Raw genomic sequence first — 26,313 nt, 5'->3', positions numbered from 1 at the left:
GCATCAATATTAGAACGTATAAAAGAGCGCAGAGTAAAGGTAAAACAATGATTGAGCTGATAAAAAAACTACCAAAAGCGGAGCTGCATTTACATATCGAAGGTTCGCTTGAGCCAGAGTTGATGTTTAGGCTAGCGAAGAAGAATGACGTGACTATTCCTTATGAGACTGTAGATGAGGTACGCGCCGCTTATAACTTTAGCGATTTGCAGAGCTTTTTAGATATTTATTATGCTGGGGCTAAGGTGTTAATTACGGAAGAGGATTTTTATGATCTGACTTGGGCTTATATGCTGCAGTGCGTGGAAAATAATATTGTTCATACTGAGATATTTTTCGATCCGCAAACCCATACCGAAAGAGGTATTGAGTTTGCAACGGTCATCGGTGGTATCAAAAGAGCGCTTAGCGATGCCAAGGAGCAGTACGGTATTACCGCCGCTATTATCATGTGCTTTTTGCGGCATTTGTCTGAACAAGAAGCCTTTGAGACCTTCGAGCAAGCCTTAGCGTACAAAGACGATATCATCGGTGTCGGTCTCGACTCAGCTGAGATAGGTAACCCGCCGGCCAAGTTTGAAGCGGTATTCAAACGCGCCAAAGCAGAAGGCTTCAAGCTTGTTGCTCATGCTGGTGAGGAAGCGGACTTTAGCTACATCAATGAGGCTCTAGACTTACTAGCGATTGAGCGAATCGATCACGGCGTACAATCGATCAATAGCCCAGAGCTGATGCAGCGTCTAAAACAAGAGCAAATACCGCTTACTGTCTGCCCGAATTCTAATATTGAGCTTAAGGTATTTGACGATTATCCGCAGCACAATATCAAGGAGCTGCTCGATTATGGCCTAAATGTCAGTGTCAACTCTGACGATCCGGCTTATTTTAAAGGCTATATTAATCAAAACTTTATTAATCTTTATGAGCATATCGACTTGTCGGCAGACGACATGATAACTTTAGTCAAAAACTCCTTTAAATCGGCATTTATCAGCGAGGAGCTAAAGCAAGCGTATCTAGATAAAGTAGATGCTGCTGTGAGTAGTTAACAACGCTTATAGCAAATCATACTTAGCTTGTGTCTTGATACGCTACTTATCTGTTTTGTCTGTTAGTTGATTAATCAATACTGGCATTACTGCGCCTGCTTTAGCTGCTAGTGTGATGTCGACTACCGTGCTTGGCGTAGGGTTGGGATTGACCTCGATGATCTTGGCACCGTTTTGCTTCGCCAATTGCGCAAGACCTGCAGCTGGATAGACGAGGCTTGAGGTACCGATACTTATAAAGACATCGCAATTCGCTGCCGCCTCTTCAGCCATTTGCCAAGCAGCAACCGGTAGCGCCTCATCAAACCAGACGATATCAGGGCGAATATAACTGCCGCAGTGAGGGCAAGTGATGAGCTGCTCATCAAAATCAAGCGGCTTGTCTTTGGCATTATCCTCATAAACGCTATCGCACTGGCTACAGCGATTTTTCCACAGATGACCATGCAAATGAATAGCGTCGCTGCCTGCTTGCTCATGTAAGTCATCAACGTTTTGGGTGATTAAGGTAATATGCTGACCTAATGATGAGCTTGCGGCTTGCCACTGCGCTAAGGCTTGATGCGCGGGGTTGGGCGCTTTATCATGCACCAACTGCCGACGCCACTGATACCACGACCAGACCAGCTTAGGATCGCGCGCAAACGCGATAGGACTGGCTAGATCTTCGGCGCGAAACTTCTCCCATAAGCCGGTTTGCTTATCGCGAAAGGTTGGGATACCGCTTTCGGCTGAGATACCCGCACCAGTCAAAATACAAACGCGCTTGGCGGACTGCAATAATTGCGCCGCTTGTTCAACTTGTCCTATTAACTCCGCTGATAATTCTGCTACCATAACTGAACCCTCATTCTCTAGCGTTTACTCGTCTAAACTCAATTCAATAACGATGGATGTCTCCCTTTATGATAGACGGAATATGGTGGCTTGTCATACTCGTAAGTGTAGTCGTTGGACTATGGCTACTGGCCAAGGCGCGTGGTGCCAAAGCGGCGAATGGCGCCAGTACTAATGAGCTACCCAAGAACGACCCACTGCAAAAGACTGCAGCCTTAGTCAAAAGGATTTTTCCTGAGTATCAAGTCAGCCGCAAAGCCAAGCATCTACTCATCAGCCGTCAAGGTAAAAAAGTCGCGATGATTACTATTGATAAGAGTCTTGCTGCCGGTGCGCGCAGATTAGGTGAAGTGCCGATTATGAATTATCACCGCGTGCCTAGTCGCGATGTGTTGACGGCTCATTTAGCAGACGCAGAGTAGAGCAAGTCCAGTTTTAGCGATAACTCAACCTAGCTCTTTTTATAAGCTCCATAATTTACTTGCTTTACTAACTAATTATTAGTTATATTTTAATATTTCTATACAATGAAGATTAAATAAAATATATTAGAGTGACAGGGCGCCTTTGCTCTATATAAAGAGAGTTCTTTATGAGTACTATTCGCTTTTTCTCGTATTCGCTTGCAGTGTTTAGTTTGATTACTTTACTAGCTGCTATTCTTATTATCAGAGTCGTTTATTAAAAATAACGAAGTAACAAGACAAGCAATGCCTTGAGTAAAAACATATGAACACAGCAACAGTAAACCGATATATTTTGTATGATTAATAATAAGACTAAAAGCCTTTAAGATGGCTTTTTTTATGCCTATAAATCGTGCAGTCTTGAGCGCATCTGATGCGACTTGCAACGACGTTATACTTAGACGTTATGCTTAAATAATAAGCGCAGTTGTCTTATGTTTGCTGCTATTTTACAGCGATAGAATCTTGGTTTAAGTGATACTAGAGCTAGAGATTGCACTGAACTATAAGCGGAATGCTTAATAGTGATACGTATTAGAGGCTTATTGATAGTACTGAGGGATTTACTATAAAGAAAAGCGTCAGCCGTTAAGCCAAAAGCGCAATCTTAGGAAGGGCGAAATACGATGATTGGTGCGCTCGGCGGGAATCGAACCCACGACCCTCGGCTTCGGAAACCGATACTCTATCCAACTGAGCTACGAGCGCTTGTCTAAAAATAAAGACCGCTTAGTCTAACAAATAAAAGCAGCAAAGCCAACGATTGATGCGGCGCTTTATGCTTTTTTGCGAAAAAACAGTATAGTCAGTAAACAGGCATGGCAATTTACCCGCCTTTTCCCTTATAATGTTAGGGAGAATTCATACTGATAAATAATCACCGATGACAAGTGCGCCTGCATATAGAATAATCATGCCTGCTGCCCAACAGCGAACTCGAGAATTATCAAAGTTATGCTGTCATAAGGGTAAGGCGTCAGCTATTCAACGCCGCCACTTGTCTACGTAATAAGAGAACGTGACGAATGAGAAAAGTAGTGATGTTATCGGCAGCTGCCATTCTAGGAATCGCTAGTATCGCTGTGAGCCAAGCTGAAGAAATAGTGGATACGCCTGTAAGCGTCTCTGATGTAGAAGAAGCGCAGGAAGTGGTAGAAAACGCACCGCAAGTATTGGGTGATGACACCCAAGCAGCAGCTGATACCACCGAAGAAGTGGCTGAGGGTGATGCGGCAATGGCTGAGGACGACACGGCGGCTGACGAAACGGCGCAAGCGGCAGCGACCCCTGCTGTTGAAGAAGAGCCAATCCCTGAAGATACACCGCAAGTACAAAAGCTAATCGCGTTATACCCAAATCTCATTGCTCGTATTCAGCCTGTCGGCAACATCTGCTATGAAGGCGAGACTTGTAACGTTACGACTCGCGCTGCTACCCCTGCAGCAGGTGACGGCCCTCGTGATGGTGCAACGGTCTACAATGCCGTATGCCAGACTTGTCACGCATCTGGCCTATTAGGCTCGCCTATGTTAGGTGATGCTGGTGCTTGGGGACCGCGTATCGCCAAAGGTGAAGCGACTTTATATGATCATGCCATCAACGGCTTTAATGCTATGCCTGCTAAAGGTGGTGCTTCTATCCCTGACGAAGAAGTCGAAAACGCAGTGGATTATATGATTGCCGAAGCAAGTTAAGCTGCTGTAACGCTATTATATAAGTGATTCTTAACCAGTAACCAACTTACAATTAATCAGCAGTCGTTTTTTGAATGAGCGTCTATTTCATAAGTTGAGATAGGCGTTTTTTTAACGCGTAATATTGCAAGTTTGGCAATGATTAAATTTATTAATACTGTAGTTAAGACTTTCCCCTTAAAACTCAGTTGAAATACCTGTAGATTAGCCTCACTTAGACAGCTTGCAGCAATGATGATAAAGCAATCTTATAGAAATACAAAAACGTCATAAACCATTTATAGAATCAATAAAGAGGTCTTCATGTCTGAGGTACCAGCACTTGAGATTAAAAACTTGTCCAAGACTTATGATAATGGCTTTTCAGCTCTAAAAGGGGCCAATCTGACTGTGCCGCAAGGTGGGTTTTTTGCGTTGCTTGGGCCTAATGGTGCTGGCAAGTCGACGATGATTGGTATTATCAGCTCACTGTTTAAGCCAACGACCGGCAGTGTAGAGATCTTTGGCACCGATTTATTAGCCAATCCTTCAGTCGCTAAGCAGTACCTTGGCGTGGTGCCGCAAGAGTTTAATTTCAATATGTTTGAAAAAGTTGGCGATATCTTGATCACCCAAGCAGGCTACTTCGGTATACCAGCGAGCGAAGCTAAGCCGCGTGCCAAACGCTTGCTAACAGCTTTGGGATTATGGGATAAACGCGGTAGTAAAGCGCGTGAGCTCTCAGGGGGTATGAAGCGGCGTTTGATGATTGCTCGCGCGCTGATTCATAAGCCAAAGCTGTTAATTCTTGATGAGCCGACAGCGGGTGTCGATATTGAGCTGCGCCGCTCTATGTGGGAATTTATGCAGCAGATCAACGTTGAAGAAAACACCACGATTATTTTGACTACGCATTATCTAGAGGAAGCGGAACAGCTGTGTAAGCGTATCGCTATCTTAGATCATGGTGAAATACGCATTAACACTGAGATGAAAGACTTACTCGGGCAACTATCAGTTGAGACCTTTGTCTTAGACTTAACAAAACCGCTGACAGAGTCTTTGGTTATTGAGCAAGTCACTGATATTGCGCAGCCCGATGAGATGACTTTGGAGGTCACCTTAACCCAAGGCGAGACTCTGAACTGTGTGTTTGAGCAGTTAACAGAGCGCGATATTGATGTCGCCAGTATGCGTAATAAGTCGAACCGATTAGAAGAGCTATTTATGCGTTTGGTGGAGCAAAATATTCAGAGTGCAAATAGTATGAAGGAGGCAGGACTATGAGAGAGCCCGTCGTTGTAGATCCGAATGAGTCTATGTCTTGGAGCAAAAAATGGATCGCTTTTAAGACCATCTTATTAAAAGAGATCCGCCGCATCTTGCGTATTTGGCCGCAGACTCTATTACCTCCTGTCATCACTATGACTCTATACTTTATCATCTTTGGGCGCATGATTGGCGATCGAGTGGGCGAGATGGGCGGCGTGCCTTATATGCAGTTCATCGTCCCGGGCCTTATCATGATGGCGGTGATTACCAATAGCTATTCAAACGTCGTCTCAAGCTTTTTTAGTGCTAAGTTTACTGCCAGTATCGAAGAGCTACTGGTATCGCCGGTTTCTAAACATGCGATTCTGACGGGTTATGTCAGCGGCGGTATCTTTCGCGGGCTAGTGATTGCCTTTATTGTCTCTATCGTGGCGCTGTTCTTTACCGATTTGGGGATTGAGCATTTATTTGTCACTATCTTTACGGTACTTGGCACGTCTATCTTATTCTCGTTAGGCGGCTTTATTAACGCGGTATTTGCGCGCTCGTTCGATGATATCTCTATCATTCCAAGCTTTGTATTGACGCCATTGACCTTTTTGGGTGGGGTGTTTTATTCGATGGAAGATTTGTCGAGCTTTTGGCAAAACGTCTCGCTATTGAACCCGATTGTCTATATGGTCAACTCATTCCGTTACGGTATCTTGGGTTACTCTGACGTCAACGTTTGGTATTCGATGGCGGCTATTTTTGTCTTTTGCGTAGTGTTCTATGTCATCTCTTATCGCTTGCTCAGTGACGGCTCGCGGATTCGCTTGTAGCTTGAGTTACGATAGTTCGTTTTTAATTAGTCACGTTTAGGGCGTGTTGAACATTCGCAAATAGGCACTGCTGATCGCTAAAATTGTTCCAGACAAGGCACAAAGCGACGATAATGCAGATGCCTTAGCGAGATTTGTAACGCAGTATGGGGCAATTTTAGCATCAGACCCAACGATAAAAGCAGGGGACAGGACTCTTTTTTGCCGCTTCATCGTTAAAAATAAGCGCTTAGAATGACTAAACTTATTATTTTTAACATCGAATCGCCTAAAAAATAGTCGCTGTCAGTGCCATGGTCGAATGTTCAACACGCCCTAATAGCATAGACAAAAGGCAAGTTATGAGTATCCATGGCATTTTAGGCGAGCAAACCACCGACTATCCGACCAAGTACAGTCCTGAAACCCTGTATCCGATTGACCGTAGTATGGGGCGTGAAGCTATAGGCTGGCAATTTGATAAGCCCGGTATTGCTAAACTTAGCATCGGTATGGACTGGTGGCACGCGTTTGAGGTCTCTTGGCTAAACACGCAAGGTATCTCGCAAGTCGCGATGGCGCGTTTTAGTATCCCTGCGACGTCGCTTTTTATCGTCGAGTCCAAATCGCTGAAGCTTTATCTGAATAGTATTAATTTTACTGAGTTTGCCAGTTGGGACGAGGTTAAGACAATACTAAGCAAAGATTTATCTAACTGCGTGCAAGATGAAGTCAAAGTTGAATTATTTGATTTAAATAATACAGATTCAGAGCTACTCATTACTCAGCCGAAGGGCGTATGTATCGATGATGCGCTAGCGGATAGTGATGAAAAAATAGCTCTGACTTCGCATCCTGATGCTTCATTATTAAAAGCTAAAACGCAACAATCAAGTCGTGACAGTAGTCAGCCGTTCAGCTTTTATTCCAATCTACTGCGTAGTAATTGTCCGGTGACCAATCAGCCCGATTGGGGAACGCTAGCAGTAGAGGTGAGTAGCGCTATCGAAGTTGATGACGCGAGGATGCTGCGCTATATCTTAAGTTTTCGTCAGCATAATGGTTTTCATGAGCAGTGTGTCGAGCAGATATTCGCTGATTTAAGTGAGTTCTATCAGCCTACAAAGCTGATGGTCAGAGCTTGGTACACGCGCCGCGGCGGTATCGATATTAACCCTTGCCGTGTCAGTGATATCTCACTATTGCCGAAGCCAAGTCGTTTGATTCGCCAGTAGCGCGTGTCATTGAATAGGCCGCAAAAAAAATAGCCTAGCTCATTTAATGAGCTAGGCTATTTTTTATATTGAAGCGTATTAACCAACGACCTTTGCCAATACTTCCTCGCGGCTTAGCATTTGCTTCTCACTATCGCGGCGATCGACATACTCATACTTATCTTCAGCCAAGTTGCGATCGGAGACCACAATGCGATGCGGAATACCAACCAGTTCAAGATCAGCAAACTTAACGCCTGGGCGCTCATTACGATCATCGAGTAGGACATTGACGCCTTTCGCTTTTAGCTCTTCATAAAGCGCAGTTGCCGTCTCCATCACCGTGTCTTCTTTGGATTTCATTGGTACGATAGCGACTTCAAATGGCGCTAAGGAGTCATTAACATCTGGCGTCTGTGGCCACATGATGCCGTTCTCGTCGTTATTTTGCTCGATAGCAGCGGCGATAATACGGCTCACGCCAATACCGTAGCAGCCCATCATGAGCGTCACAGGCTTGCCATCTTCGCCAGAGACAGTAGCATTCATCGCTTGAGAGTACTTATCGCCCAACTGGAAGATATGACCGACTTCGATACCGCGCTTGATTTTTAGCGTGCCTTTACCATCAGGAGAAGGGTCGCCTTCTTGTACGTTGCGCACATCGACGATGCGGGTGATACGGGTGTCACGCACCCAGTTCATACCGATAGTGTGTTTATTAACGACATTAGCGCCGGCCACAAAGTCGGATAAAGTGGCCGCTGAGCGATCGACAAACACAGGCATATCTAGGTCAACGCCGATATAGCCTTTATGCAGCCCCGCCGCTTTTAGTTCTGCATCAGAGGCAAGTGTTAGTGGCACATTGGCTTCTTCGATTTTCTCTGCTTTGATGGTATTGAGCTGATGATCGCCGCGCAAAACTATGGCGATTAGCTGCGGCGTATCGTCTTCTTTATGACCATGGACGATCAAAGTCTTTACCGTATTCGCCAGCGGGATATCTAAATGTTCAGCAACCATCTTACAAGAGGTCATACCTTCGGTGAGCACATCTTCGCGCGCCTGCTTTGGCGGCTGGCGCTCAGCCATATTAAAGGATAAAGATTCGGCAAGCTCAACATTCGCCGCGTAATCAGAGGAGTCAGAGAAGGCGATATCGTCTTCGCCGCTGTCCGCCAATACATGAAACTCATGCGAGGCAAAGCCGCCGATAGAGCCGGTATCTGCTTGTACGGCACGAAAATCTAGACCCAAACGAGTAAAGATACGCGTGTAAGCGTCGTACATATCCCGGTAAGTCTTGGCAAGCGAGGCTTGATCGACATGGAACGAGTAGGCGTCTTTCATAGTAAATTCACGCGCGCGCATCACCCCGAAGCGAGGACGAATCTCATCACGGAATTTGCCTTGAATTTGAAAGAAAGTAATCGGTAGCTGCTTATAGCTACGTAGCTCGCTTTGAGCTAAAGTAGTGATGACCTCTTCGTGGGTGGGCCCAAGTACAAAGTCGCGATCATGGCGATCTTTGAAACGTAGCAGCTCAGGACCATAGTCCTCAAACCGGCCAGTAGTTTGCCATAGCTCAGCGGGCTGAGTCATTGGCATAAGCACTTCTTGTGCGCCGATATTTTGCATCTCCTCACGGACGATACGTTCCACCTTTTGTAAGACGCGTAGTCCTAAAGGCAACCAAATATAGAGTCCAGAAGCGATTTTACGAATAAGACCGGCACGCACCATCAACTGGCTGGAGGCGATATCGGCATCACTTGGGGTCTCTTTTAGCGTGGCGAACAAGAACTGACTGGCTTTCATAAATAAAGCGTAACCTTATCTTCAATCATACAATAAATAAAAAAGACGCTAAACGTAAGGCTAAAATTTTATGCCAGCGCTAGCTTGCCTTGGTAAGAAGTCGCTGAAACGAGTCGATTAACGCTCTTTATAATAGAGCTTTTATAATGCTTCAGCGTAACCTGTCTATGTTAGGTAAAGTTAGGCTCAGACGCAATGACTTTTTGTCATTTCCATCCTAGCAAGCCTTTATTATTAACACAAAGCGAATGATTAAAAGATAACTCACTTAAGGTTTGTGTTGACAATAAGTAGCGACGCCTTGAAGTTAGGTGCTTTGATAGCATTTAAGTAGCAGTATTTATTTAAGCTTATGATTTTAAGATAAATATTCTGCACTGAATTTTTTAAGCTGCACACAACAAATAACGCATAAAAAGGTAGCCGCTATGAGTACTCCTGAGCAACCCGTTTCTGATCCTAATAATAGGCTTGTCAAAGAGCGTAAGGCTAAGCCAAAAATTGCTAAGATGTCGTGGCTACTACTCTTTGTGGGTCTAGCGGCGTTAGCTTTTGCGATTTATATCATGCAAAACAGTGCTGAGGAAGAGCCTGTTGAGACGATTACTAGAGAAGGCGTTGTCACCCAAATTCAGCAGCTTAATCGTCTGCAAACGGTGGCTTTTAGTGTCGATACCATTATTACTAGTGAGCGCGAGGGCAGCTGGGCAAAGCTGTGGCAAGATGAGCAAAAGGCACTATTCATTGCTAAAGGACGCGTGCAAGCAGGTATCGATCTGAGCGCCTTGACGCCTGAGATGGTACAAGTGGTGCAGCCTACTAATGAGCAGCTCGAAGCCGCGGATAACTCGACTACGCCATCATCGATCATGCCAAAGATTAATATCACTATACCGCCCTCAGAGGTGTTTGCCGTATATCTTGATGATATCGAGATATACGACTGGCAAACGGGCGCGTTTGGGATGATGCAAGTTGATCCGGCGATATTGGCACAAGCGCAAAGTATGGCCAAAAAAGAAGTGCTTGAGCGTGCCTGCCGCGGTGATGTGATGACCATGGCACTGAGCAACGCGCAAACACAATTGCAGCAGCTATTTGCGATGACAGGAGCGGTAGTTACTGTTACCACGCAAGGCGCGGGCGCTTGTCGCATGCCGGCGAGTACCGCGAGTTAACTTGGTCAAATTAACTGATTCAAATTAACTTAGTCAAACTAGATAAGTTCTAAGTGTTTAGCTTAATATAAAAAAGCGCTCAGTTACCGATAATTGAGCGCTTTTTTATGGCAACTTTCAGAGGTATGCTTTTCGTATAAATACTGAGCTATGCTTTATTTTTTAAACTCAGCAATAGCCAGTTTGCGCACTTCTTTATGCTCAACCATAGGCACAGGGTAGTCTATATCTGCAAACTCGCCGCCTTTTTTTAGTGCCTTACGCATTGTGTCCTCAGAGTGCAACGTGCTAACAGGGACGTCTTTGAGCTCTGGCAGCCAAGTCTTGATAAACTCGCCCTTAGCATCATGGCTTTTGCCTTGGCTAAAGGGGTTCATAATGCGGAAATACGGCGCAGAATCCGTACCCGTAGAAGCGCTCCATTGCCAGCCACCATTATTAGAAGCAAAGTCACCATCGATCAGCTGCTGCATAAAGTAGCGCTCGCCCCAGCGCCAATCGATGAGCAAGTCTTTGGTCAAAAACATTGCCGTCACCATGCGTAAGCGATTATGCATAAAGCCTGTGGCATTCAGACAACGCATCGCGGCATCAACTAACGGCACACCTGTTTTGCCTGCGCACCAAGCGGCAAAGTCATCTTTATCATATGACCAATTGACCTTATTATCGGCGTCTTCTTTATAAGCTTTATGCTCGATGAGTTTGGGTTTATCGACTAACACATGACGATAAAAGTCGCGCCAAGCCAGCTCGCTTATCCAGCGATTGATGTCCTCATTATCGCTATCATTACCGTGCAGTTTTTCTTGCGCTTGCGCTGCTTGCAGGTAACATAGCCTTGGACTGATAGCGCCAATCGTTAAGTAGGCCGACAGGTGACTCGTACCTTGCAAAATAGGCTTGTCACGACTGACATCATAATCTTCGATATCCTCAGCGACAAACTCCTTTAAACGCTGTATAGCGGCGTCTTCACCAGCCGGATAATCCTCGCGTGCTTGCTTAAGCTGCGCAGGCTTATCGGTGAATTTTTTCTCGTCGTACTCTAAAGGTTTTTGATAGTCAGCGACTATTTTGTGCGCAAGCTTTTCTATACTGGCGCTAGTATTGGCATTGTCTGTGGCAGACTTTAGTGCCATAGATTTTATGCGAGCTTTGGTTTTATTATTAGCAGTCACTTTTGTAGCTTCATGAGCGCTAAGCGAACCTGCCTCCAACGTATCGCGCCATTTACGATAAAATGGGGTAAAGACTTTGTACATGCTATCGCCGTCATTAGTGGTGATGCTCAGCGGCGGCAATATACACTGGTCATGATGGCGGATAAACTCGATGTCATCATTAGCAAGCTGCTTTGTCAACTTTTCATCGCGATCGATTTCATTGCCTTCGTACTCGTGATTGGCCATAACGGTAGTAATTTTTTGCTCTGCACATAGCTCAGTGATAGCTTCTATAGACTTATCAAAATCGGCACATAGATAGACGTTTAAAGCGATATTTAACTGATCTTCTAGCTTTTGCGCTAGTATCGGCAGAGTACGCGCGATATGATCGACTTGTACGAGCGAGTCATCATGCTCAAGCCATTGCTCAGGAGTGATAAAGTAGACGGCGGTAACAGGCGCTTCACTGGCATTAGCCTGTTCACAAATAGCGGCCAAAGCGGTATTGTCATGTATACGCAAGTCACGACGAAACCACATTAGATAATGGGGCGAATGTGCATTATTATCCGGCTTTTTTTTACTATCGTTATCTTTACTGCTGCTAGTTGCCGCTGTCTTTTTAGACATTGAAAAGTCCTTATGGTAATCATAAACAAAACTATGAATAAAAGTATGCTAGGATAAGTTTTTGGATGCAATTGATTTGGCTTTGAGTTAACAAATCACCCTCATTTCTAGAGCTGGGCGCCTCTATTAATCGCTAATTTATGAACAGCCACTTTATTAAGACAACTTCAAGTTTACTTGGCTAAGGTCAAAATATGCAGGTAAAATTTTGCGGATTCACTCAGCTTGCTGATATTGAGGCAGCTATCCAGCTAGGGGTCGATGCGGTAGGCTTAGTGTTTTATCCGCCAAGTCCGCGTGCGGTGACCATAGCGCAAGCGCAGCAATTGACTACCGGAGTACCAGCCTTTACTAGCGTCGTCGCCTTAGTGGTCAATGTGGATAAAGACGAGCTTATGGAGTTAGCCGATAAAGTCGCTTTTGATATTATCCAGTTTCATGGCGATGAGAGTCCTGAGCAATGTCAGCAACTGGCTAATAGCGTGCATAAACGCTGGATAAAGGCGCTACGTATCAATAGCGAACAAGACACGCTAGCGAGCGTCCAAGCTACAATTAACGATTTTGCTAGCGCTGGTGCAAGTAGTATTTTACTTGATGCTTATAATCCGCAGAAATATGGCGGTACGGGCGATCAGTTCGATTGGGATTTGATCCCAACAGACAGTGCGCTGCCTATTATATTGGCAGGCGGGCTTGATGCTGATAATGTCGCTGCAACTTTAGATCTGCCTATCCATGCGCTCTACGCGCTCGATGTGAGCGGCGGTATTGAGTCCGCGAAAGGTAAAAAAGATGAAGACAAAATGCGCGGCTTTATGAAAGCGGTCAAACGAGATCGATGGCAATGATCGGCGAAGAGATTGACTATGGCCGAGATCAAGGCAAAGAGTTTTATCGATTTATTTATAAGCCCTATATTGTTTTAATTGTTTGGCCTTTAATTTATAAGCATTTTTAACCTATATGTTATCTACAGGATATTTTGATGAGTACTACAACCGAAAATAATTCAGCACAAACGATCAATACTTTTACCAATCCAAAAGACGTCGCTGATTTCAATCAATACCCTGATCCTCGTGGTCATTTTGGCGTGCATGGCGGCCGCTTTGTGTCTGAGACTTTGATGGCAGCGCTAGAAGAGCTTGAGACGCTATACACCAAAGTCAAAGCTGATCCGGCCTTTTGGGAGGAGTATCATAACGATTTGGTCAATTACGTCGGTCGCCCAACGCCGCTGTATCATGCCAAGCGTTTAAGCGATGAAATCGGCGGCGCGCAAATTTACTTTAAGCGTGAAGATCTCAATCATACCGGCGCGCACAAGGTCAATAATACTATCGGGCAGGCGCTACTCGCCAAAATGTGCGGCAAAAAACGCATTATCGCGGAGACAGGAGCGGGTCAGCACGGCGTGGCAACCGCGACTATCGCCGCACGTTTGGGCTTAGAGTGCATCGTCTATATGGGCGCAGACGACGTCGAACGACAAAAGATGAACGTCTACCGTATGCGTCTCTTAGGCACGACTGTCGTGCCAGTGACTTCAGGGTCGCGCACCTTAAAAGATGCAATGAACGAAGCCATGCGCGATTGGGTCACCAATGTCGATACGACTTATTATATTATCGGTACGGTCGCAGGCCCGCATCCTTATCCGCTACTGGTGCGTGATTTTCAAGCGATCATCGGTAAAGAGACGCGTGTACAGCACTTGCAACAAACAGGTAAGTTACCTGACGCACTAGTCGCTTGTGTTGGCGGCGGCTCGAATGCTATTGGTCTGTTTTTTGACTTTTTAAACGATACCGATGTGAAGATGTATGGTGTCGAAGCTACAGGCGATGGTATCGAAAGTGGTCGTCATTCAGCGCCACTAGCGGCGGGCCGTATCGGCGTGTTGCATGGTAATCGTACGTATCTAATGGCAGATGATGATGGTCAGATTCAAGAAACGCATTCGATCTCGGCAGGTCTTGATTATCCAGGTGTTGGTCCTGAGCATAGTTTCCTAAAAGACATGAACCGGGTTGAATATGTTGGCTGTACCGACAAAGAGGCGTTAGAGGGCTTTCATAAAGTGACGCGTAAAGAAGGTATTATTCCAGCTTTAGAAACGTCTCATGCTTGCGCTTATGCATTAAAACTGGCCAAAACCATGACACCTGAGCAGACTATCGTGGTGAATATGTCAGGTCGCGGCGATAAAGATTTGCATTCAGTGATGAAGGCGGAAGGGATTGAGCTGTAGCATTCAATAATATGATTAACAGAGGCTAATAATAGCCTCTTGTTTTTATTAAATAATAACTAGAGAAAATTATGACCCGAATTGAAAGCACCTTTGAAACTTTAAAATCACAGAACAAAAAAGCGCTGATTCCGTACGTGATGGCAGGCGATCCTAATCCTGCAACCACTGTCGGTCTATTGCACGATTTAGTGAAGCACGGCGCAGATATGATTGAAGTCGGTTTACCGTTTTCAGATCCTATGGCCGATGGCCCAACCGTAGCTTTAGCAGGCGAGCGCGCGTTGGCGGCAGGTACTAGCACTCGTGATGCGCTAAATATGGTAAGCGAGTTTCGTAAGCAAGATACACAGACGCCTATTATCCTGATGGGCTATCTTAACCCTGTGGAAATCATTGGCTATGATAACTTTGTGCAGCTGTGTGAACAGGCAGGGGTTGATGGTCTCTTGATGGTGGACCTGCCGCCAGCTGAGGCGGGCAGCTTTACTCAGCATCTATCCGAGCATTCGATGAATGAGATTTTCTTATTATCGCCTACGACTTTACCTGAGCGCCGTGAGCAAGTCTTGACCCATTGTGGCGGTTATATTTATTACGTGTCACTCAAAGGCGTTACCGGATCTGCTACGCTCGATACTGATGATGTCGCGCAGCAAGTACAAGCGATTAAGGCAGAGACGGATTTGCCAGTTTGTGTTGGTTTTGGTATTCGTGATGGTGCGTCTGCCAAAGCCATTGGCGAGCACGCCGATGGGGTCATTGTGGGGAGTGCCTTAGTGCAGAACTTTGCTGATATCGATGCCAACGATAGCAAGGCGGTAGCGGAAGCACAGCAGCGTATTATGACTAAAATGAATGAGCTAAGAGACGCTTTAGATAGTTTGTAATATTATCGTCAGTGCGGGTTTTATATACTATTACTCCAGTAAACTATCGAGAAAAGCCGTTAATAGCAATATGTTGAATGGCTTTGCTAATTTTAGTTTACGTGTGTAAACTAAGACCATATCTGCAATGATGCATGAGCAATCATTCATAATACTATAAACGGTTATGCGCAAACGTGCCGGATAACCTTTTGATAATGGCGAATAATATGACTGAAACTATAGAAAAAACTGAGATGTCAGAGGACAGTGTCAAAATCAGTACCAAAACCAGTACCGATACGGCAGGCCAATCGTGGTTTAATCGTCCCGTACCGGGCGTTAAGCAGCAGCTCACGCCGCAACTGACTGCAGTTGAGACTGAGCCTTCAACTAAGTGCCCGAACTGCCTGTCGATGATCACCAATACGGCGCTTATCTTTAACTGTTATGTTTGTCCGCACTGCGATCATCATCTGGCGATGACTGCTCGTGAGCGCTTGCAATGGTTTTTGGAGCAAGTCGATGGCGAGATTGGGCAGGAGTTTATCGCAAAAGACCCGTTAGGCTTCGTCGATAGCAAACCTTATCCTGAGCGTATGACGCAAGCCCAGACTAAGACGGGCGAGAGCGAAGCGCTGATTGTGCTATATGGCAAGCTACGCAATCTTGAAGTCGTGGCCTGTGCTTTTGACTTTCAATTTATGGGCGGCTCGATGGGCTCAGTGGTTGGCGATCGATTTGTACAAGCGGCGGAGAAGTCCTTAGCAGAGCGTAAACCGTTAGTTTGTTTTGCTGCTTCTGGTGGTGCGCGTATGCAAGAAGGGTTACTGTCCTTGATGCAGATGGCGCGTACCGCAGCTGCGGTTGAGCGTCTGCGTTTGGCAGGTATTCCTTATATCGTGGTGTTGACCAATCCCGTTTACGGCGGCGTGACGGCATCGCTTGCCATGCTTGGTGATATCCATTTAGCCGAACCAAAAGCGATGATAGGCTTTGCCGGCAAGCGCGTCATTGAGCAAACCGTACGCGAGACCTTAGAAGAGCCTTTCCAGCGCGCTGAGTTTTTATTAGAGCACGGCGTTGTCGATGAAGTGGTGCATCGTCATCAAATGATAGATACCATTTATCGCCTGCTTGCTAAGCTTTGTCATCAGCCAAACGTGGATGCTTAGCTCTGCGTTTAAGCTGTTTTTAAAGTACACTTAGCACACTTTTAATAGCATTTATCGTGAAGAGCGGTAAGTGCTATTTTTTGGTTTTGACTTGTCATTTTGAATTGGGGTTTTGATTGAATTTGCTATACACTTTGAGGCAAACATAATGACGATTTATAGCTTTTTTTACGCCCATTTTTGATATAGGTTATTTATGGACTCTTCTTCTTTGACTTCGCAGGCGCATAAGCCGACTAAAGACTCTAGCCTGACGGAATGGCTAGATTATATGCAGCAAATCCACGTCTCAGCGATAGATATGGGGCTCTCCAGAGTGCTGCCGGTCGCTGAGCGTTTAGGAGTCGTCCAGTCGGCCAAAGAAAATACCTACGTTTTTACGGTAGCAGGCACCAATGGTAAGGGCTCCACGACTGCGATGATCAGTGAGCTGTGTCAAGCTGCGGGATATAAAACCGCGCTGTATCAGTCGCCGCACTTAATTGAGTTCAATGAGCGCGTACGTATTAATGGCCAGATGGTTAGTGATAAGACTTTGATAGCGGCTTTTGAGCAAGTTGAGGCCGCAAGGCTGCAATGCGGATTAACCTTATCCTTTTTTGAGATGACGACTTTAGCCGCGCTTTTGATATTTGCGAACGCAGACTGCGAGGTTTGGGTGCTAGAAGTTGGCTTAGGCGGGCGCTTAGATGTGGTCAATATCATCGATCCTGATCTGGCAGTGATTACCAATATCGGTATCGATCACGTGGATTGGCTCGGAGACAACCTTGAAGATATCGGCCGTGAAAAGGCGGGTATTTTACGTGAAGGTATTCCCCTGATTTACGGCGCTACTGAAATGCCCGCCAGCGTTGCAGAACTTGTTGAGCAGCATAATGTCACTTGCTATCAAGTGGGACAGGATTTTTATTACCGTGAAGTTAAGAGTAGTAGCGAAGATAAGATAAATACTAAGCTTAATAATGAGCTTAATACTAATGCTAAGCCCACTTGGCAATATAGTAATGCGGCAGTGACACTACAATTACCGCGGCCAAAACTGTCACTGACCAATACTGCTAATGCGGTATCAGCCGTGCTAGCCAGTCCTCTCGATATCGGCATTGACGCTATCAAGCAAGCCTTGGGTAGCGTTCAGCTAGCAGGGCGTTTTGATTATCGGCAGCTGGCTGATCGCCATTGGCTATTCGATGTCGCCCATAACGAGCATGGCGTTGATTTTATGCTCGCACAGTTAGCAGCGCTTTGGCAGCAGCACAAGCAACTGGCCGGTAATAAAACTGCGACGATTAAGGTAGTGTTTTCTATGCTCGCAGATAAGGATATCGAGCTGGTTGTTCAGCGTTTAACGCAAGCTGATTTGCCGATGTCTGAGTGGTTTATCGCTGAGATAGATTATCCAAGAGCAGCGAGCGTTGAGCAATTAGTAGCCGCGATGAGCGCTTATATTCCTCAAGAGCGCATCCATACTTTTGAGAGTTTACAGCAGGCGGCGCAAGCGGCTATTTTGGCGAGTCAGCCACACGATCTCCTGCTAGTTTGCGGCTCTTTTCATACCATTGGCGAGACGCTTTTAGCTTTGACCCTAGAGCCAACATAACGCTAGGATAGAGCTGCTCATCAAACTAACATGGTCAAGCTAAAAACCTTAAGCTCAGCCGATAAGTAGTTTGATTTAGCTTTTGTTAGGTAACGCAGTTTGCATCGTCTGTTGAAGTATCCTGTTAGCAGACAATACGAAAAAATTGTTTTATAATCAAAGCGCTTTATTATGATAATAAAAGGCTTTATAAATGAATGAGTGCTATTTTTTCGTAAAAATAGTACTCATTTATCAAATAAGTTTGCAGTATAAGCAGTGCGTATAAAGCTTTGAGGGTATAAAGTGATCATTGTTACCAACTGAGGAAATGAAACGGATGAATTTTTCTAGACAAGCCTTATTGGGCATCGGCATGATTATTGGCGGTAGCGTGATGCTATATGCCATGGTGCAACAGATTGGAACCAATGATAATACCGTTGCGGCCCCAGCTATCGTTGAGACTAGCGCTGAAGAGCAACAGGACGTGACCCCGTTGACCACAGATATCGAAACTGAAAAAAAGCTATTGGCTCAAAAACAAAAAGAGCGTGCCCTGCGGGTAGCGGAACAAGAAAAGCGTGCCGAGCAGTTTTTGGCTGAGCAAGAGTCTGCAGAGGCCAAAGCACTCGCTAAAGCACGCGCAGAAAACCAACGCTATATCGATAATGCCACGCCCAAAGCTGATGAAGAAGAGGCGATACAAGAAACGCCCACCACATCAGACAACCCTGCAGTACAGACGCAGCAAGATACCGTGACAGTGACACCTACTAGTACGAGCGCAAACGCTGTAAGTAACGAAAGTCGCATTGAAGAAGAAAAGCGCCGCGCCGCTGAAGCAAAAAGAGCAGCTGAGCAAGAGCAGCAGCGCGCTGCTCAACAAAAGGCAGAAGCTGAGGCCCGAGAAAAAGCGGCAGCCAAAGAACAAGCCGAACGCAAAGCTGCCGAGCAAAGAGCGGCAGAACAAAAGGCCGCTGAACAAAGAGCCGCTGAAAACAAGGCAGCTGAGCAAAAAGCGCAAGCGGCTAAATCCGAGCCACCAAGCTCGCCAAGCGAATACAAAGTCAAGTCCGGTGATGGCTTAATCAAGCTAGCACGTCAGTACAATGTGCCCGTTGAAGCCTTAGCCCAAGCCAATAACACCTCACCATCTGCTACCTTACAATTAGGGCAGACGATTACCATTCCTTCGCGTAAACAGATTCAGCGCTTAGAGCGTGAAGCGGCAGAAGCAGAGCGTAAGCGCGAACAAGAAAAAGCGCAAGCACAAGCAAAGCGTGATGCGCAGCAGCGCTTGGTAGAGGCTCGTAGAGAAGCGAAACAAACCGATGCTAAGGGCAGCTTTGGCGTACAAGTCTCGTTAGCTAGCGATCAAGCCGGTGCCGATAGAGTCGCCAAAAAATTCAAAGATGCAGGCTATCAAGTGACAACGAGTAAGACCAGTCGCGGTGTCCGCGTCGTCGTTGGTCCTGAGCGCGGTAAAGTGGCCGCATTAGCGCTAAAAGATAAGATTAACAACGACCCCAAAGTGGATACTAGCGGTGCTTGGGTCAAATATTGGTAAACACTTACTTTCTTATGAGTATCTATCTTTAGCTCGAAACCATCTATAGCGCAAAACTTTAGCTTAAAACACGACATATATTGTCGTGTTTTTTATTTTATAGATTGCTGATTGAGTTAAGCTTGTATACGATAGCGGCTGCTTTTTTATTTCCTACTGTATGACTTATCAGCCTACAAAGGCTGGGCGGTCGCCTCAAATTTATAAGGTAAACCTATGTCACTTGGCATTGTATTTCTGCTCGCAGCTATCGGCTTTTTGACTCTGATAGTGGTGATAAAGCATCAGTCGAATTCAAAAAGAGAAGAGCCGGCTCCTGCACCGGTACGTGGTGACGATTTGGCGATTTGGCCTTTTGCGCCGATGCCTATTATGACCGATACCGAAGTCATCTTTTTTAATAAGCTCAAAAATGCCCTCCCTGAATATCATATCTTCGTCCAAGTTCAGTTGTCCCGCATTATCGAAGCCAACTCTGAGGAGGCCAGCGAGCGCAGCTTTTGGTTTAATCGTATCTGCCGGCAAAGCGTCGATTATGTGATTACCGATATCGACGCACAAACCACTTTAGTCGCCATCGAACTGGATGACTGGACTCATAGCAGTAAATCGCGGCAAAAGGCCGACGATAAAAAAGACAAAGCACTAGCCAGTGCCGGTATCGCTATCGTCCGCTTTCATGCTGAGCGTATGCCGAGCGCCGATATGCTTAGATACGAGATTATGCAGGTCATTGAGAACTATTGAAACAAGGCTCCACCTTAGAGTTTATTCTCACTACTAGCGCTCACATAAGGGTAAATCACCAGTGGGCGCTCTTCTATAAAGTATAACCCCGCTTTAGGTGGCTGTCCCATTGATCCTAGTGGCAGACCAGATAACGACTGATGCTCGTCATAAAAGTCGCGCTTGGTGAACCACTCAATATAATGGGCTTGGCGTAGCGAGCTTTTATCGAGATCAGCAAGAGTAGTTTCATCGTTTATATCGCACCATTCATGCATAGGAAATGTCGGCTCTAGCCAGTCAGGATAAGTAAAATCAGTATAATGAACAGGCAAAAAGAAGCGACCTTTGATCACTCCATAACGTTTATCAATCTTGACGCGCCCATGATCCTCAGTATCTACCCAAACGCTGCGAAACTGCTTATTTTGCATATAAGTCATTTTGCGCTGAAGGTTATCGTTTGAATTAATGCCAACCCAGTCTTGCGGTGCGAATGGCTGCGAGCCCATAAAGAACTTAATCGCTAACTCCCAATGCTCCGTCTGCTGCTGAACATGATTATAAAGAATTAAATCAAGCTCACCTACCGTTTGCTTATCATTATACAATTGAATATTACTGGCTAAGGTCTCAAACGCGTGCAGCTCATGCGCAAACCCATCCTGTAACCAAAACGACAATAAGCCTTCAAAGTGAAAGCCTAAGCGATTCGGACTAGGCCGCGATAATAGATAACGCGTCAAATCTTGATAAGCGTTAGTGTTATCAAGCTGCTCTAAGCGCTGCTGGTACGCTTGAAACTGCGCTAGCCAAAACTCACTATTATGAACCGCGATGGGATGAGTAATTTGATCTGGCGAGAAGTCGATCCAGTGAGTTAAGATGTTAGGGCAAGCAAGTACATACGCCAAATCACGCACATAAGGGCGACGATAAGCTTCCCATGGTGGACGACCGCTAGACATAGTGTTATTCGGTGAGAGTTGAGCAATAGGCTCGGACATAGCATAAACTTGAATAGTTGATGACCTATTTAAGCTAACCGCTTGACGATTAAAAGTCTATAGGCAGTTGGCCTATAATTGGTTGTAATGATACAAGATCTACATTATCTATAATTCCATAAACAGTATCCTGTTAAAACAGTCCAATAAGTGACGGCCTAATAAATCACGGTCTAATAAATCATAGGAATAAAATATGAAATACCTGCTACAGATGGATTTCCCTTATACGGGTCCTTTTGGTGATGAGTTCTATGAGCAAATGAAAGAGCTTGCAGAGGACATTGCTACGGAAAAAGGCTTAGTCTATAAGTTATGGACAGAGAATAAAGACACGCAGGAGGCGGGCGGTATTTATGTCTTTGACCATTTAGATGATGCTAATAGATATCAAACCAAGCACACTGAACGCTTAGAGTCATTTGGCTTCAGCGGTATTCGCGCGAAGACTTTTATAATTAATGAGGAATTAAGCGCTATTACTAAGGCGTCCGTTTAATAGCTGCATAAAAAAAAGCCAACCATTGCAAGCAATGATTGGCTTTTCTTTTTACTACTATGTTTGGTCGGAACGGCAGGATTTGAACCTGCGACCACTACACCCCCAGTGTAGTGCGCTACCAGACTGCGCTACGCCCCGAATGACTGCTATTCTACCCAAATTTCTTTAGATTGCAAGAGCTAATTGTTACGGCCCTTTATCACCTTTTAATTGCACTTATAACAGCCATTGCCCTCTTACTGACGCTCTAGCCAAGCAGCTCTTTTAAGATCTGATTGACTTGCTGAGGGTTAGCACTACCGCGGCTGGCTTTCATTACTTGCCCGACCAGACCGTTAAAGGCTTTCTCTTTACCGCCTTTATACTCATCGACCATGGTTTGATTGTTGGCGATCACCTCTTCGACCATCGCTTTAATCGCGCCGGTGTCAGTTTCTTGCTTGAGGCCTTTATCTTTGATGATAATATCTGCGGCATCATCGCCGTCGCCACCTTCACGTGCGTATAAAGCGCTAAAGACTTTCTTAGCCAGTTTACCAGATAGAGTATCATCAAACAGTCTGGCAAGCAGTCCTGCTAGCTGTTTAGCGCTGATAGGAGAGTCGGTGATGTCCGTGTCATCCTTATTGAGCGCGCCGAGCAGATCGCCCATGACCCAGTTTGCGGCAGTCTTAGCATTGTCTTGCCCAACCTCAGCAACGACGTCTTCGAAGTAGTCGGCAATCGCACGGCTACCAGTTAGGATACGCGCATCGTATTCTGATAGCTCAAGCTCATTCTCGAAACGCTCACGGCGACGAGCAGGCAGCTCAGGCATCGCCGCTTTTATTGCATCAATGGTGGCTTGCTCGATACGTACAGGTAGCAAGTCAGGATCAGGGAAGTAGCGATAGTCGTTGGCGTCTTCTTTGGTACGCATGACGCGGGTTTCATCTTTTTCAAGATCATAGAGCATCGTCGCTTGCACGACTTTACCACCGTCCTCGATAATATCGATTTGACGTTCGATCTCGCGAGCGATAGCGCGTTCGATTGAACGAAATGAGTTTAGATTTTTTAGCTCAGTACGAGTGCCAAGCTCACCGCCTGGCTGACGCACAGAGACGTTACAATCGCAGCGGAACGAGCCTTCTGCCATGACCGCATCCGAGATACCAAGCCAAGTCACGAGTTGATGGATGGCTTTGATATAAGCCAAAGCTTCGGCCGCTGAGCGCATATCTGGCTCAGAGACGATCTCGATGAGCGGCGTGCCAGCACGGTTCAGATCGACACCCGTCATCCCATCGATTGCATCGTGGACAGACTTGCCAGCATCCTCTTCTAAATGCGCGCGAGTGATACCCATACGTTTATGATATTCATTCTTTTCGCCTTCATTAACCACGACATCGATATAGCCTTTGCCGACGATAGGGTTTGCCATTTGCGTGATTTGATAGCCTTTAGGCAAGTCAGGATAAAAGTAGTTTTTACGATCAAATGTATTAAATAGTCCTAATTCGGCATCGACGCCGATACCGAACTTTAAGGCGCGGTCGACAACACCTGTATTTAAAACAGGTAATACACCAGGGAGACCTAGATCAACGATACTCGCCTGAGTGTTTGGCTCATTACCAAAGTCGGTAGGGGCGCTTGAGAATATTTTACTGTCGGTATTGAGCTGACAGTGAATCTCAATACCGATGACGACTTCATAGCCGTCGACGAGCAGCTCTTTACGAGTTGCAAATTCTGTCATTTCCATCATAAAATCCTATCGAAAAATTAAATAAAACAGGGGTATGCTAAAAGTCTTCTAGGCTCATAGTCGCGAGCGATGATAATAGTATTCGTGCCCATTTATCGTCTTATCGTAGTTCATTAGCCCGCTACCGCCGAATGTGTTGTGCTATTGGCTCGCTTTCAGACTTTAATAGCTGTTCATCAGTTGGGTATAAGTATCTGAGAAAACCTCACTATCGCCGCCGCTTTGATAATAAGCGGGGATAATGTAGCTGACCAAGATCTTAAAATCGCCTTGCAAATACAGATCACTTACCAAAGGCTCAGCCTGCTTTGCATTCCTTTCTTCAAAACCGTAAGGAGCAATCGTCTCTTCAAACTTGCTATAGAAAGTCTTGAAAAAGCTTGGACTATCTTCAAAGTTTTTATCAAAAAACGCCTCTAACTCTTTTAGCTTAGCCTGCAAGCCAGCTGCTTGGTCATTATCTAAGCCGTAATCTTGTTTCAACATATCGATAACAGTCATCTTATATCCTTATTAGAGTCCAGTTTTACTCAGCAAAACCAATCAGCGAAACCAAGTAGTCTTATACCGTAAGTGATTTGACCATCAACAGATAACTTATACGTTTTGCTTCGCGATAAGCGAGTTTTGCAAGTGATGATCGGTATGTTGCTGAAACAGATGCGCGGTGCTCAGCAGTTTACTCTCTTGCCAATACTGACCAATGAGCTGTAGACCGACAGGTAAGCCCTCAGAGGTTAGACCTACTGGTTGGCTAAGTGCTGGCAAGCCTGCCAAATTGACCCCGATAGTATAAACGTCGCCTAGATACATAGCGGCTGGATCTAAGTTGTCACTGAGTTTATAAGCAGCAGTTGGCGCAGTAGGACTGGCGATGACATCGCAATGAGTAAAGGCCTTGTCGAAGTCCTCAACAATCATACGGCGTACTTTTTGTGCTTTGGTATAATAAGCATCAAAGTAGCCTGCAGATAGCGCATAGGTGCCGGTCAAGATACGGCGCTGCACCTCAGGACCAAAACCTTCAGAACGTGAGCGCGTGTAAAGATCAGTCAAATCTTTTGGCTCTTCGCAGCGATAGCCAAAGCGCACGCCATCGAAGCGTGACAAGTTAGAGGAAGCCTCAGCAGGGGCCAACATATAATAAGTCGCGAGCGTGATGTCAGGGTTAGTAATGTTAACCTCTACAATCGTCGCGCCAAGCGCCTCGTATTGTTTTAGTGCCGCGCGCACGGTTTGTTCGACCTCTTTGTTCAAACCTTTGGTGAAGTATTCTTTTGCGACACCGATACGCAGACCATCAAGAGGCTTGTCACCCGCTGCAGCTTCAGCGTCTTTGATATCTTGTACATAGTCTGGAATGTCATGTTTGACGGAGGTAGCATCGCGCTCATCATGGCTGACCATAGGCTGCAAAAGATAAGCGCAGTCTTGCGCGCTACGACCCATAGTGCCTGCTTGATCGAGACTTGACGCATAAGCAATCATGCCAAAACGCGAGACGCGGCCATAAGTGGGCTTAATACCGGTTAAACCACAAAACGATGCCGGCTGACGAATAGAGCCGCCGGTATCGCTAGCGGTTGCCATAGGTACAAAGCCTGCCGCTACTGCTGCCGCGCTACCCCCTGATGAGCCACCAGGAACGCGCTCTAGGTTCCAAGGGTTTTGCACCTTGCCATAGTATGAGCTGCTATTGTCTGAGCCCATCGCAAACTCATCCATATTGAGCTTACCTAGATTAATCATCCCAGCCTCGCGGATGTTACTGACGATAGTGGCGTCATAAGGCGAGATAAAGTTATGCAGCATCTTCGAGCCACAAGTGGTCAATACCCCTTGAGTACAAAAGATATCTTTGTGCGCCATTGGTACGCCTAGCAGTGGGCGTTTGTCGCCTTGAGTACGCATAGCATCAGCGGCGCTAGCTTGCGCACGAGCGCTATCAAAGGTTGTAGTAATAAAGCTATTAACCTGGTTATCTAAGTTTTCTATACGCTTGATATAGTGTTCGGTCAGCTCAAGACTGCTGAATTGCTTGTCCTGCAAGCCTGTAATCAGCTGCTCGGTAGATAAGAGATGCATCTCAGACATAAGGTGTCGTCCGTTATAGTTATAAGGCTAAGAGTTATAAAGCTAGTAGTTATAAAGCTAGTGAAAAAAGCCAGTTGAGAAATAAAAGTAAAAGGTCCTAATAAGCTCGTATCTATAGGCTATTCAATTACTTGCGGTACGAGATAGAGACCGTCTTCGACTGCAGGCGCCATAGACTGGTTACGCTCGCGGTCGATATCATGTTTGGCGACGTCGCTGCGTAGTTCTTGGCAGACTTCATGGATATTAGATAAAGCCTTAATACCTGTAGTATCAACGCCGCCTAGAGTTTTCATCAGGCCTAATACTTTACTGATATCTTCAGCGTAGCTACCAGCGGTGTCTGTATCCACTCCTAAACGTGCTAAGGTAGCGATTTCTAAAATCTCTTCACGGCTCACATGGTCGTGCTCAATAGAGGTTTTGTCGGGTGCTTGCTGTGACATAATTTCTCCAACGAAAGGTAAATAATAAAAGTGCTGTGGCCCCTTGATAAGTCTCATTAATAAGAGACGCTTATCTGTATTCAAAAGCTTAAAATTCAAAATCTCAAAGGGCGAGCTGATACGCGATAGTCATATGAGTGTTATTATAAAGCATCTAAGCTAAGTTTACAGAGTAGAGGTGCACATTAGCCACCAATTGACCACAATGTATTGACGATGTTGTCC

Annotated in this window: 23 protein-coding genes and 2 tRNA genes; 15 read left to right on the top strand and 10 right to left on the bottom strand. The window is 45.7% G+C overall.

Translation table 11 applies throughout. The features are described from left to right. Positions 1–47: 47 nt before the first annotated feature. The gene (locus tag W234_RS0102615; RefSeq protein WP_025644473.1) at positions 48–1,049 is read left to right on the top strand and encodes an adenosine deaminase; all 1,002 of its coding nucleotides are present in this window, start codon (positions 48–50) and stop codon (positions 1,047–1,049) included. A 42-nt stretch (positions 1,050–1,091) separates the two neighbouring features. On the opposite strand, the gene W234_RS0102610 is transcribed toward W234_RS0102615, so the two are convergent. Further along, complete coding sequence (locus W234_RS0102610; protein WP_025644472.1) at positions 1,092–1,886, bottom strand: SIR2 family NAD-dependent protein deacylase; 795 nt, start codon at positions 1,884–1,886, stop codon at positions 1,092–1,094. Positions 1,887–1,954: 68 nt separating this feature from the next. On the opposite strand from W234_RS0102610, the gene W234_RS0102605 reads away from it, so the two are divergent. Then, entirely contained in the window at positions 1,955–2,308 is a 354-nt protein-coding gene (locus tag W234_RS0102605; protein ID WP_025644471.1) for a hypothetical protein, read from the top strand. Positions 2,309–2,984: 676 nt separating this feature from the next. Here W234_RS0102605 and W234_RS0102600 read toward each other — a convergent pair. Beyond that, positions 2,985–3,061, bottom strand: a tRNA-Arg gene (locus tag W234_RS0102600). A 317-nt stretch (positions 3,062–3,378) separates the two neighbouring features. Here W234_RS0102600 and W234_RS0102595 point away from each other — a divergent pair. The 4 genes from W234_RS0102595 (at position 3,379) to queF (ending at position 7,333) form a co-directional block, all read left to right on the top strand. After that, positions 3,379–4,047: a c-type cytochrome gene (locus W234_RS0102595; RefSeq protein WP_025644469.1), complete on the top strand. Its 669-nt coding sequence runs from the start codon at positions 3,379–3,381 to the stop codon at positions 4,045–4,047. A 303-nt stretch (positions 4,048–4,350) separates the two neighbouring features. Beyond that, positions 4,351–5,313 (top strand): ABC transporter ATP-binding protein, encoded by a 963-nt coding sequence (locus W234_RS0102590; RefSeq protein ID WP_025644467.1) that lies wholly within the window; start codon positions 4,351–4,353, stop codon positions 5,311–5,313. Positions 5,314–5,345: 32 nt separating this feature from the next. Beyond that, positions 5,346–6,119: an ABC transporter permease gene (locus tag W234_RS0102585; RefSeq protein ID WP_025644465.1), complete on the top strand. Its 774-nt coding sequence runs from the start codon at positions 5,346–5,348 to the stop codon at positions 6,117–6,119. 341 nt (positions 6,120–6,460) lie between these two features. Then, positions 6,461–7,333, top strand: coding sequence for an NADPH-dependent 7-cyano-7-deazaguanine reductase QueF (gene queF / locus W234_RS0102580; RefSeq protein WP_025644463.1), 873 nt, complete (start codon positions 6,461–6,463; stop codon positions 7,331–7,333). 78 nt (positions 7,334–7,411) lie between these two features. On the opposite strand, the gene W234_RS0102575 is transcribed toward queF, so the two are convergent. After that, positions 7,412–9,133, bottom strand: coding sequence for a proline--tRNA ligase (locus W234_RS0102575; protein ID WP_025644461.1), 1,722 nt, complete (start codon positions 9,131–9,133; stop codon positions 7,412–7,414). 428 nt (positions 9,134–9,561) lie between these two features. Here W234_RS0102575 and W234_RS0102570 point away from each other — a divergent pair, with 428 nt between their 5' ends. Continuing rightward, positions 9,562–10,311: a DUF4230 domain-containing protein gene (locus W234_RS0102570; RefSeq protein ID WP_025644459.1), complete on the top strand. Its 750-nt coding sequence runs from the start codon at positions 9,562–9,564 to the stop codon at positions 10,309–10,311. Between the two features lie 155 nt (positions 10,312–10,466). Here W234_RS0102570 and W234_RS0102565 read toward each other — a convergent pair whose 3' ends face one another. Beyond that, positions 10,467–12,110, bottom strand: a complete 1,644-nt coding sequence (locus W234_RS0102565) for a cryptochrome/photolyase family protein (RefSeq protein WP_025644457.1) — start codon at positions 12,108–12,110, stop codon at positions 10,467–10,469. Between the two features lie 194 nt (positions 12,111–12,304). Here W234_RS0102565 and W234_RS0102560 point away from each other — a divergent pair, with 194 nt between their 5' ends. The 7 genes from W234_RS0102560 to W234_RS0102525 all read left to right on the top strand — a co-directional run bounded on the left by W234_RS0102560 (position 12,305) and on the right by W234_RS0102525 (position 20,307). Beyond that, on the top strand, positions 12,305–12,961 hold the full coding sequence (locus tag W234_RS0102560; protein WP_025644455.1) for a phosphoribosylanthranilate isomerase: 657 nt from the start codon (positions 12,305–12,307) through the stop codon (positions 12,959–12,961). A 137-nt stretch (positions 12,962–13,098) separates the two neighbouring features. After that, positions 13,099–14,364 carry a tryptophan synthase subunit beta gene (gene trpB, locus W234_RS0102550; protein WP_025644452.1) on the top strand — a complete coding sequence of 422 codons (1,266 nt, stop codon included), beginning with the start codon at positions 13,099–13,101 and terminating at the stop codon, positions 14,362–14,364. A 71-nt stretch (positions 14,365–14,435) separates the two neighbouring features. Beyond that, positions 14,436–15,254 (top strand): tryptophan synthase subunit alpha, encoded by an 819-nt coding sequence (trpA, locus tag W234_RS0102545; protein ID WP_025644450.1) that lies wholly within the window; start codon positions 14,436–14,438, stop codon positions 15,252–15,254. A 236-nt stretch (positions 15,255–15,490) separates the two neighbouring features. Further along, positions 15,491–16,408 carry an acetyl-CoA carboxylase, carboxyltransferase subunit beta gene (gene accD, locus W234_RS0102540; RefSeq protein WP_227501908.1) on the top strand — a complete coding sequence of 306 codons (918 nt, stop codon included), beginning with the start codon at positions 15,491–15,493 and terminating at the stop codon, positions 16,406–16,408. Between the two features lie 196 nt (positions 16,409–16,604). Then, the gene (folC, locus tag W234_RS0102535) at positions 16,605–18,011 is read left to right on the top strand and encodes a bifunctional tetrahydrofolate synthase/dihydrofolate synthase (RefSeq protein WP_025644446.1); all 1,407 of its coding nucleotides are present in this window, start codon (positions 16,605–16,607) and stop codon (positions 18,009–18,011) included. A 319-nt stretch (positions 18,012–18,330) separates the two neighbouring features. Beyond that, complete coding sequence (locus W234_RS0102530; protein WP_025644444.1) at positions 18,331–19,560, top strand: SPOR and LysM peptidoglycan-binding domain-containing protein; 1,230 nt, start codon at positions 18,331–18,333, stop codon at positions 19,558–19,560. Positions 19,561–19,776: 216 nt separating this feature from the next. Further along, positions 19,777–20,307, top strand: a complete 531-nt coding sequence (locus W234_RS0102525; RefSeq protein ID WP_025644442.1) for a DUF2726 domain-containing protein — start codon at positions 19,777–19,779, stop codon at positions 20,305–20,307. Positions 20,308–20,321: 14 nt separating this feature from the next. Here the strand turns inward: W234_RS0102525 and W234_RS0102520 are convergent, their stop codons facing one another. Continuing rightward, a complete protein-coding gene (locus W234_RS0102520) occupies positions 20,322–21,293 on the bottom strand; it encodes a DUF1853 family protein (RefSeq protein WP_025644440.1) in 972 nt (323 codons plus the stop codon). A gap of 196 nt (positions 21,294–21,489) precedes the next feature. Here W234_RS0102520 and W234_RS0102515 point away from each other — a divergent pair, with 196 nt between their 5' ends. Continuing rightward, on the top strand, positions 21,490–21,792 hold the full coding sequence (locus W234_RS0102515) for a monooxygenase (protein ID WP_025644438.1): 303 nt from the start codon (positions 21,490–21,492) through the stop codon (positions 21,790–21,792). A 64-nt stretch (positions 21,793–21,856) separates the two neighbouring features. Here the strand turns inward: W234_RS0102515 and W234_RS0102510 are convergent. The 5 genes from W234_RS0102510 to gatC form a co-directional block, all read right to left on the bottom strand. Then, positions 21,857–21,933 (bottom strand) — tRNA-Pro (locus W234_RS0102510). A 109-nt stretch (positions 21,934–22,042) separates the two neighbouring features. Further along, positions 22,043–23,545, bottom strand: coding sequence for an Asp-tRNA(Asn)/Glu-tRNA(Gln) amidotransferase subunit GatB (gene gatB, locus W234_RS0102505; RefSeq protein ID WP_227501907.1), 1,503 nt, complete (start codon positions 23,543–23,545; stop codon positions 22,043–22,045). Positions 23,546–23,710: 165 nt separating this feature from the next. Further along, positions 23,711–24,049 (bottom strand): hypothetical protein, encoded by a 339-nt coding sequence (locus W234_RS0102500; protein ID WP_025644435.1) that lies wholly within the window; start codon positions 24,047–24,049, stop codon positions 23,711–23,713. A 96-nt stretch (positions 24,050–24,145) separates the two neighbouring features. Next, positions 24,146–25,642: an Asp-tRNA(Asn)/Glu-tRNA(Gln) amidotransferase subunit GatA gene (gene gatA / locus W234_RS0102495; RefSeq protein ID WP_025644433.1), complete on the bottom strand. Its 1,497-nt coding sequence runs from the start codon at positions 25,640–25,642 to the stop codon at positions 24,146–24,148. A gap of 119 nt (positions 25,643–25,761) precedes the next feature. Continuing rightward, positions 25,762–26,088, bottom strand: a complete 327-nt coding sequence (gene gatC / locus W234_RS0102490; RefSeq protein WP_025644431.1) for an Asp-tRNA(Asn)/Glu-tRNA(Gln) amidotransferase subunit GatC — start codon at positions 26,086–26,088, stop codon at positions 25,762–25,764. Between the last annotated feature and the right edge of the window lie 225 nt (positions 26,089–26,313).

It is taken from the genome of Psychrobacter sp. TB15 (assembly GCF_000511655.1).
Classification (GTDB): Bacteria; Pseudomonadota; Gammaproteobacteria; order Pseudomonadales; family Moraxellaceae; genus Psychrobacter; species Psychrobacter submarinus.
Note: the sequence above shows the minus strand (reverse complement) of the source record. Positions and strands in the feature narration are given on the sequence as shown.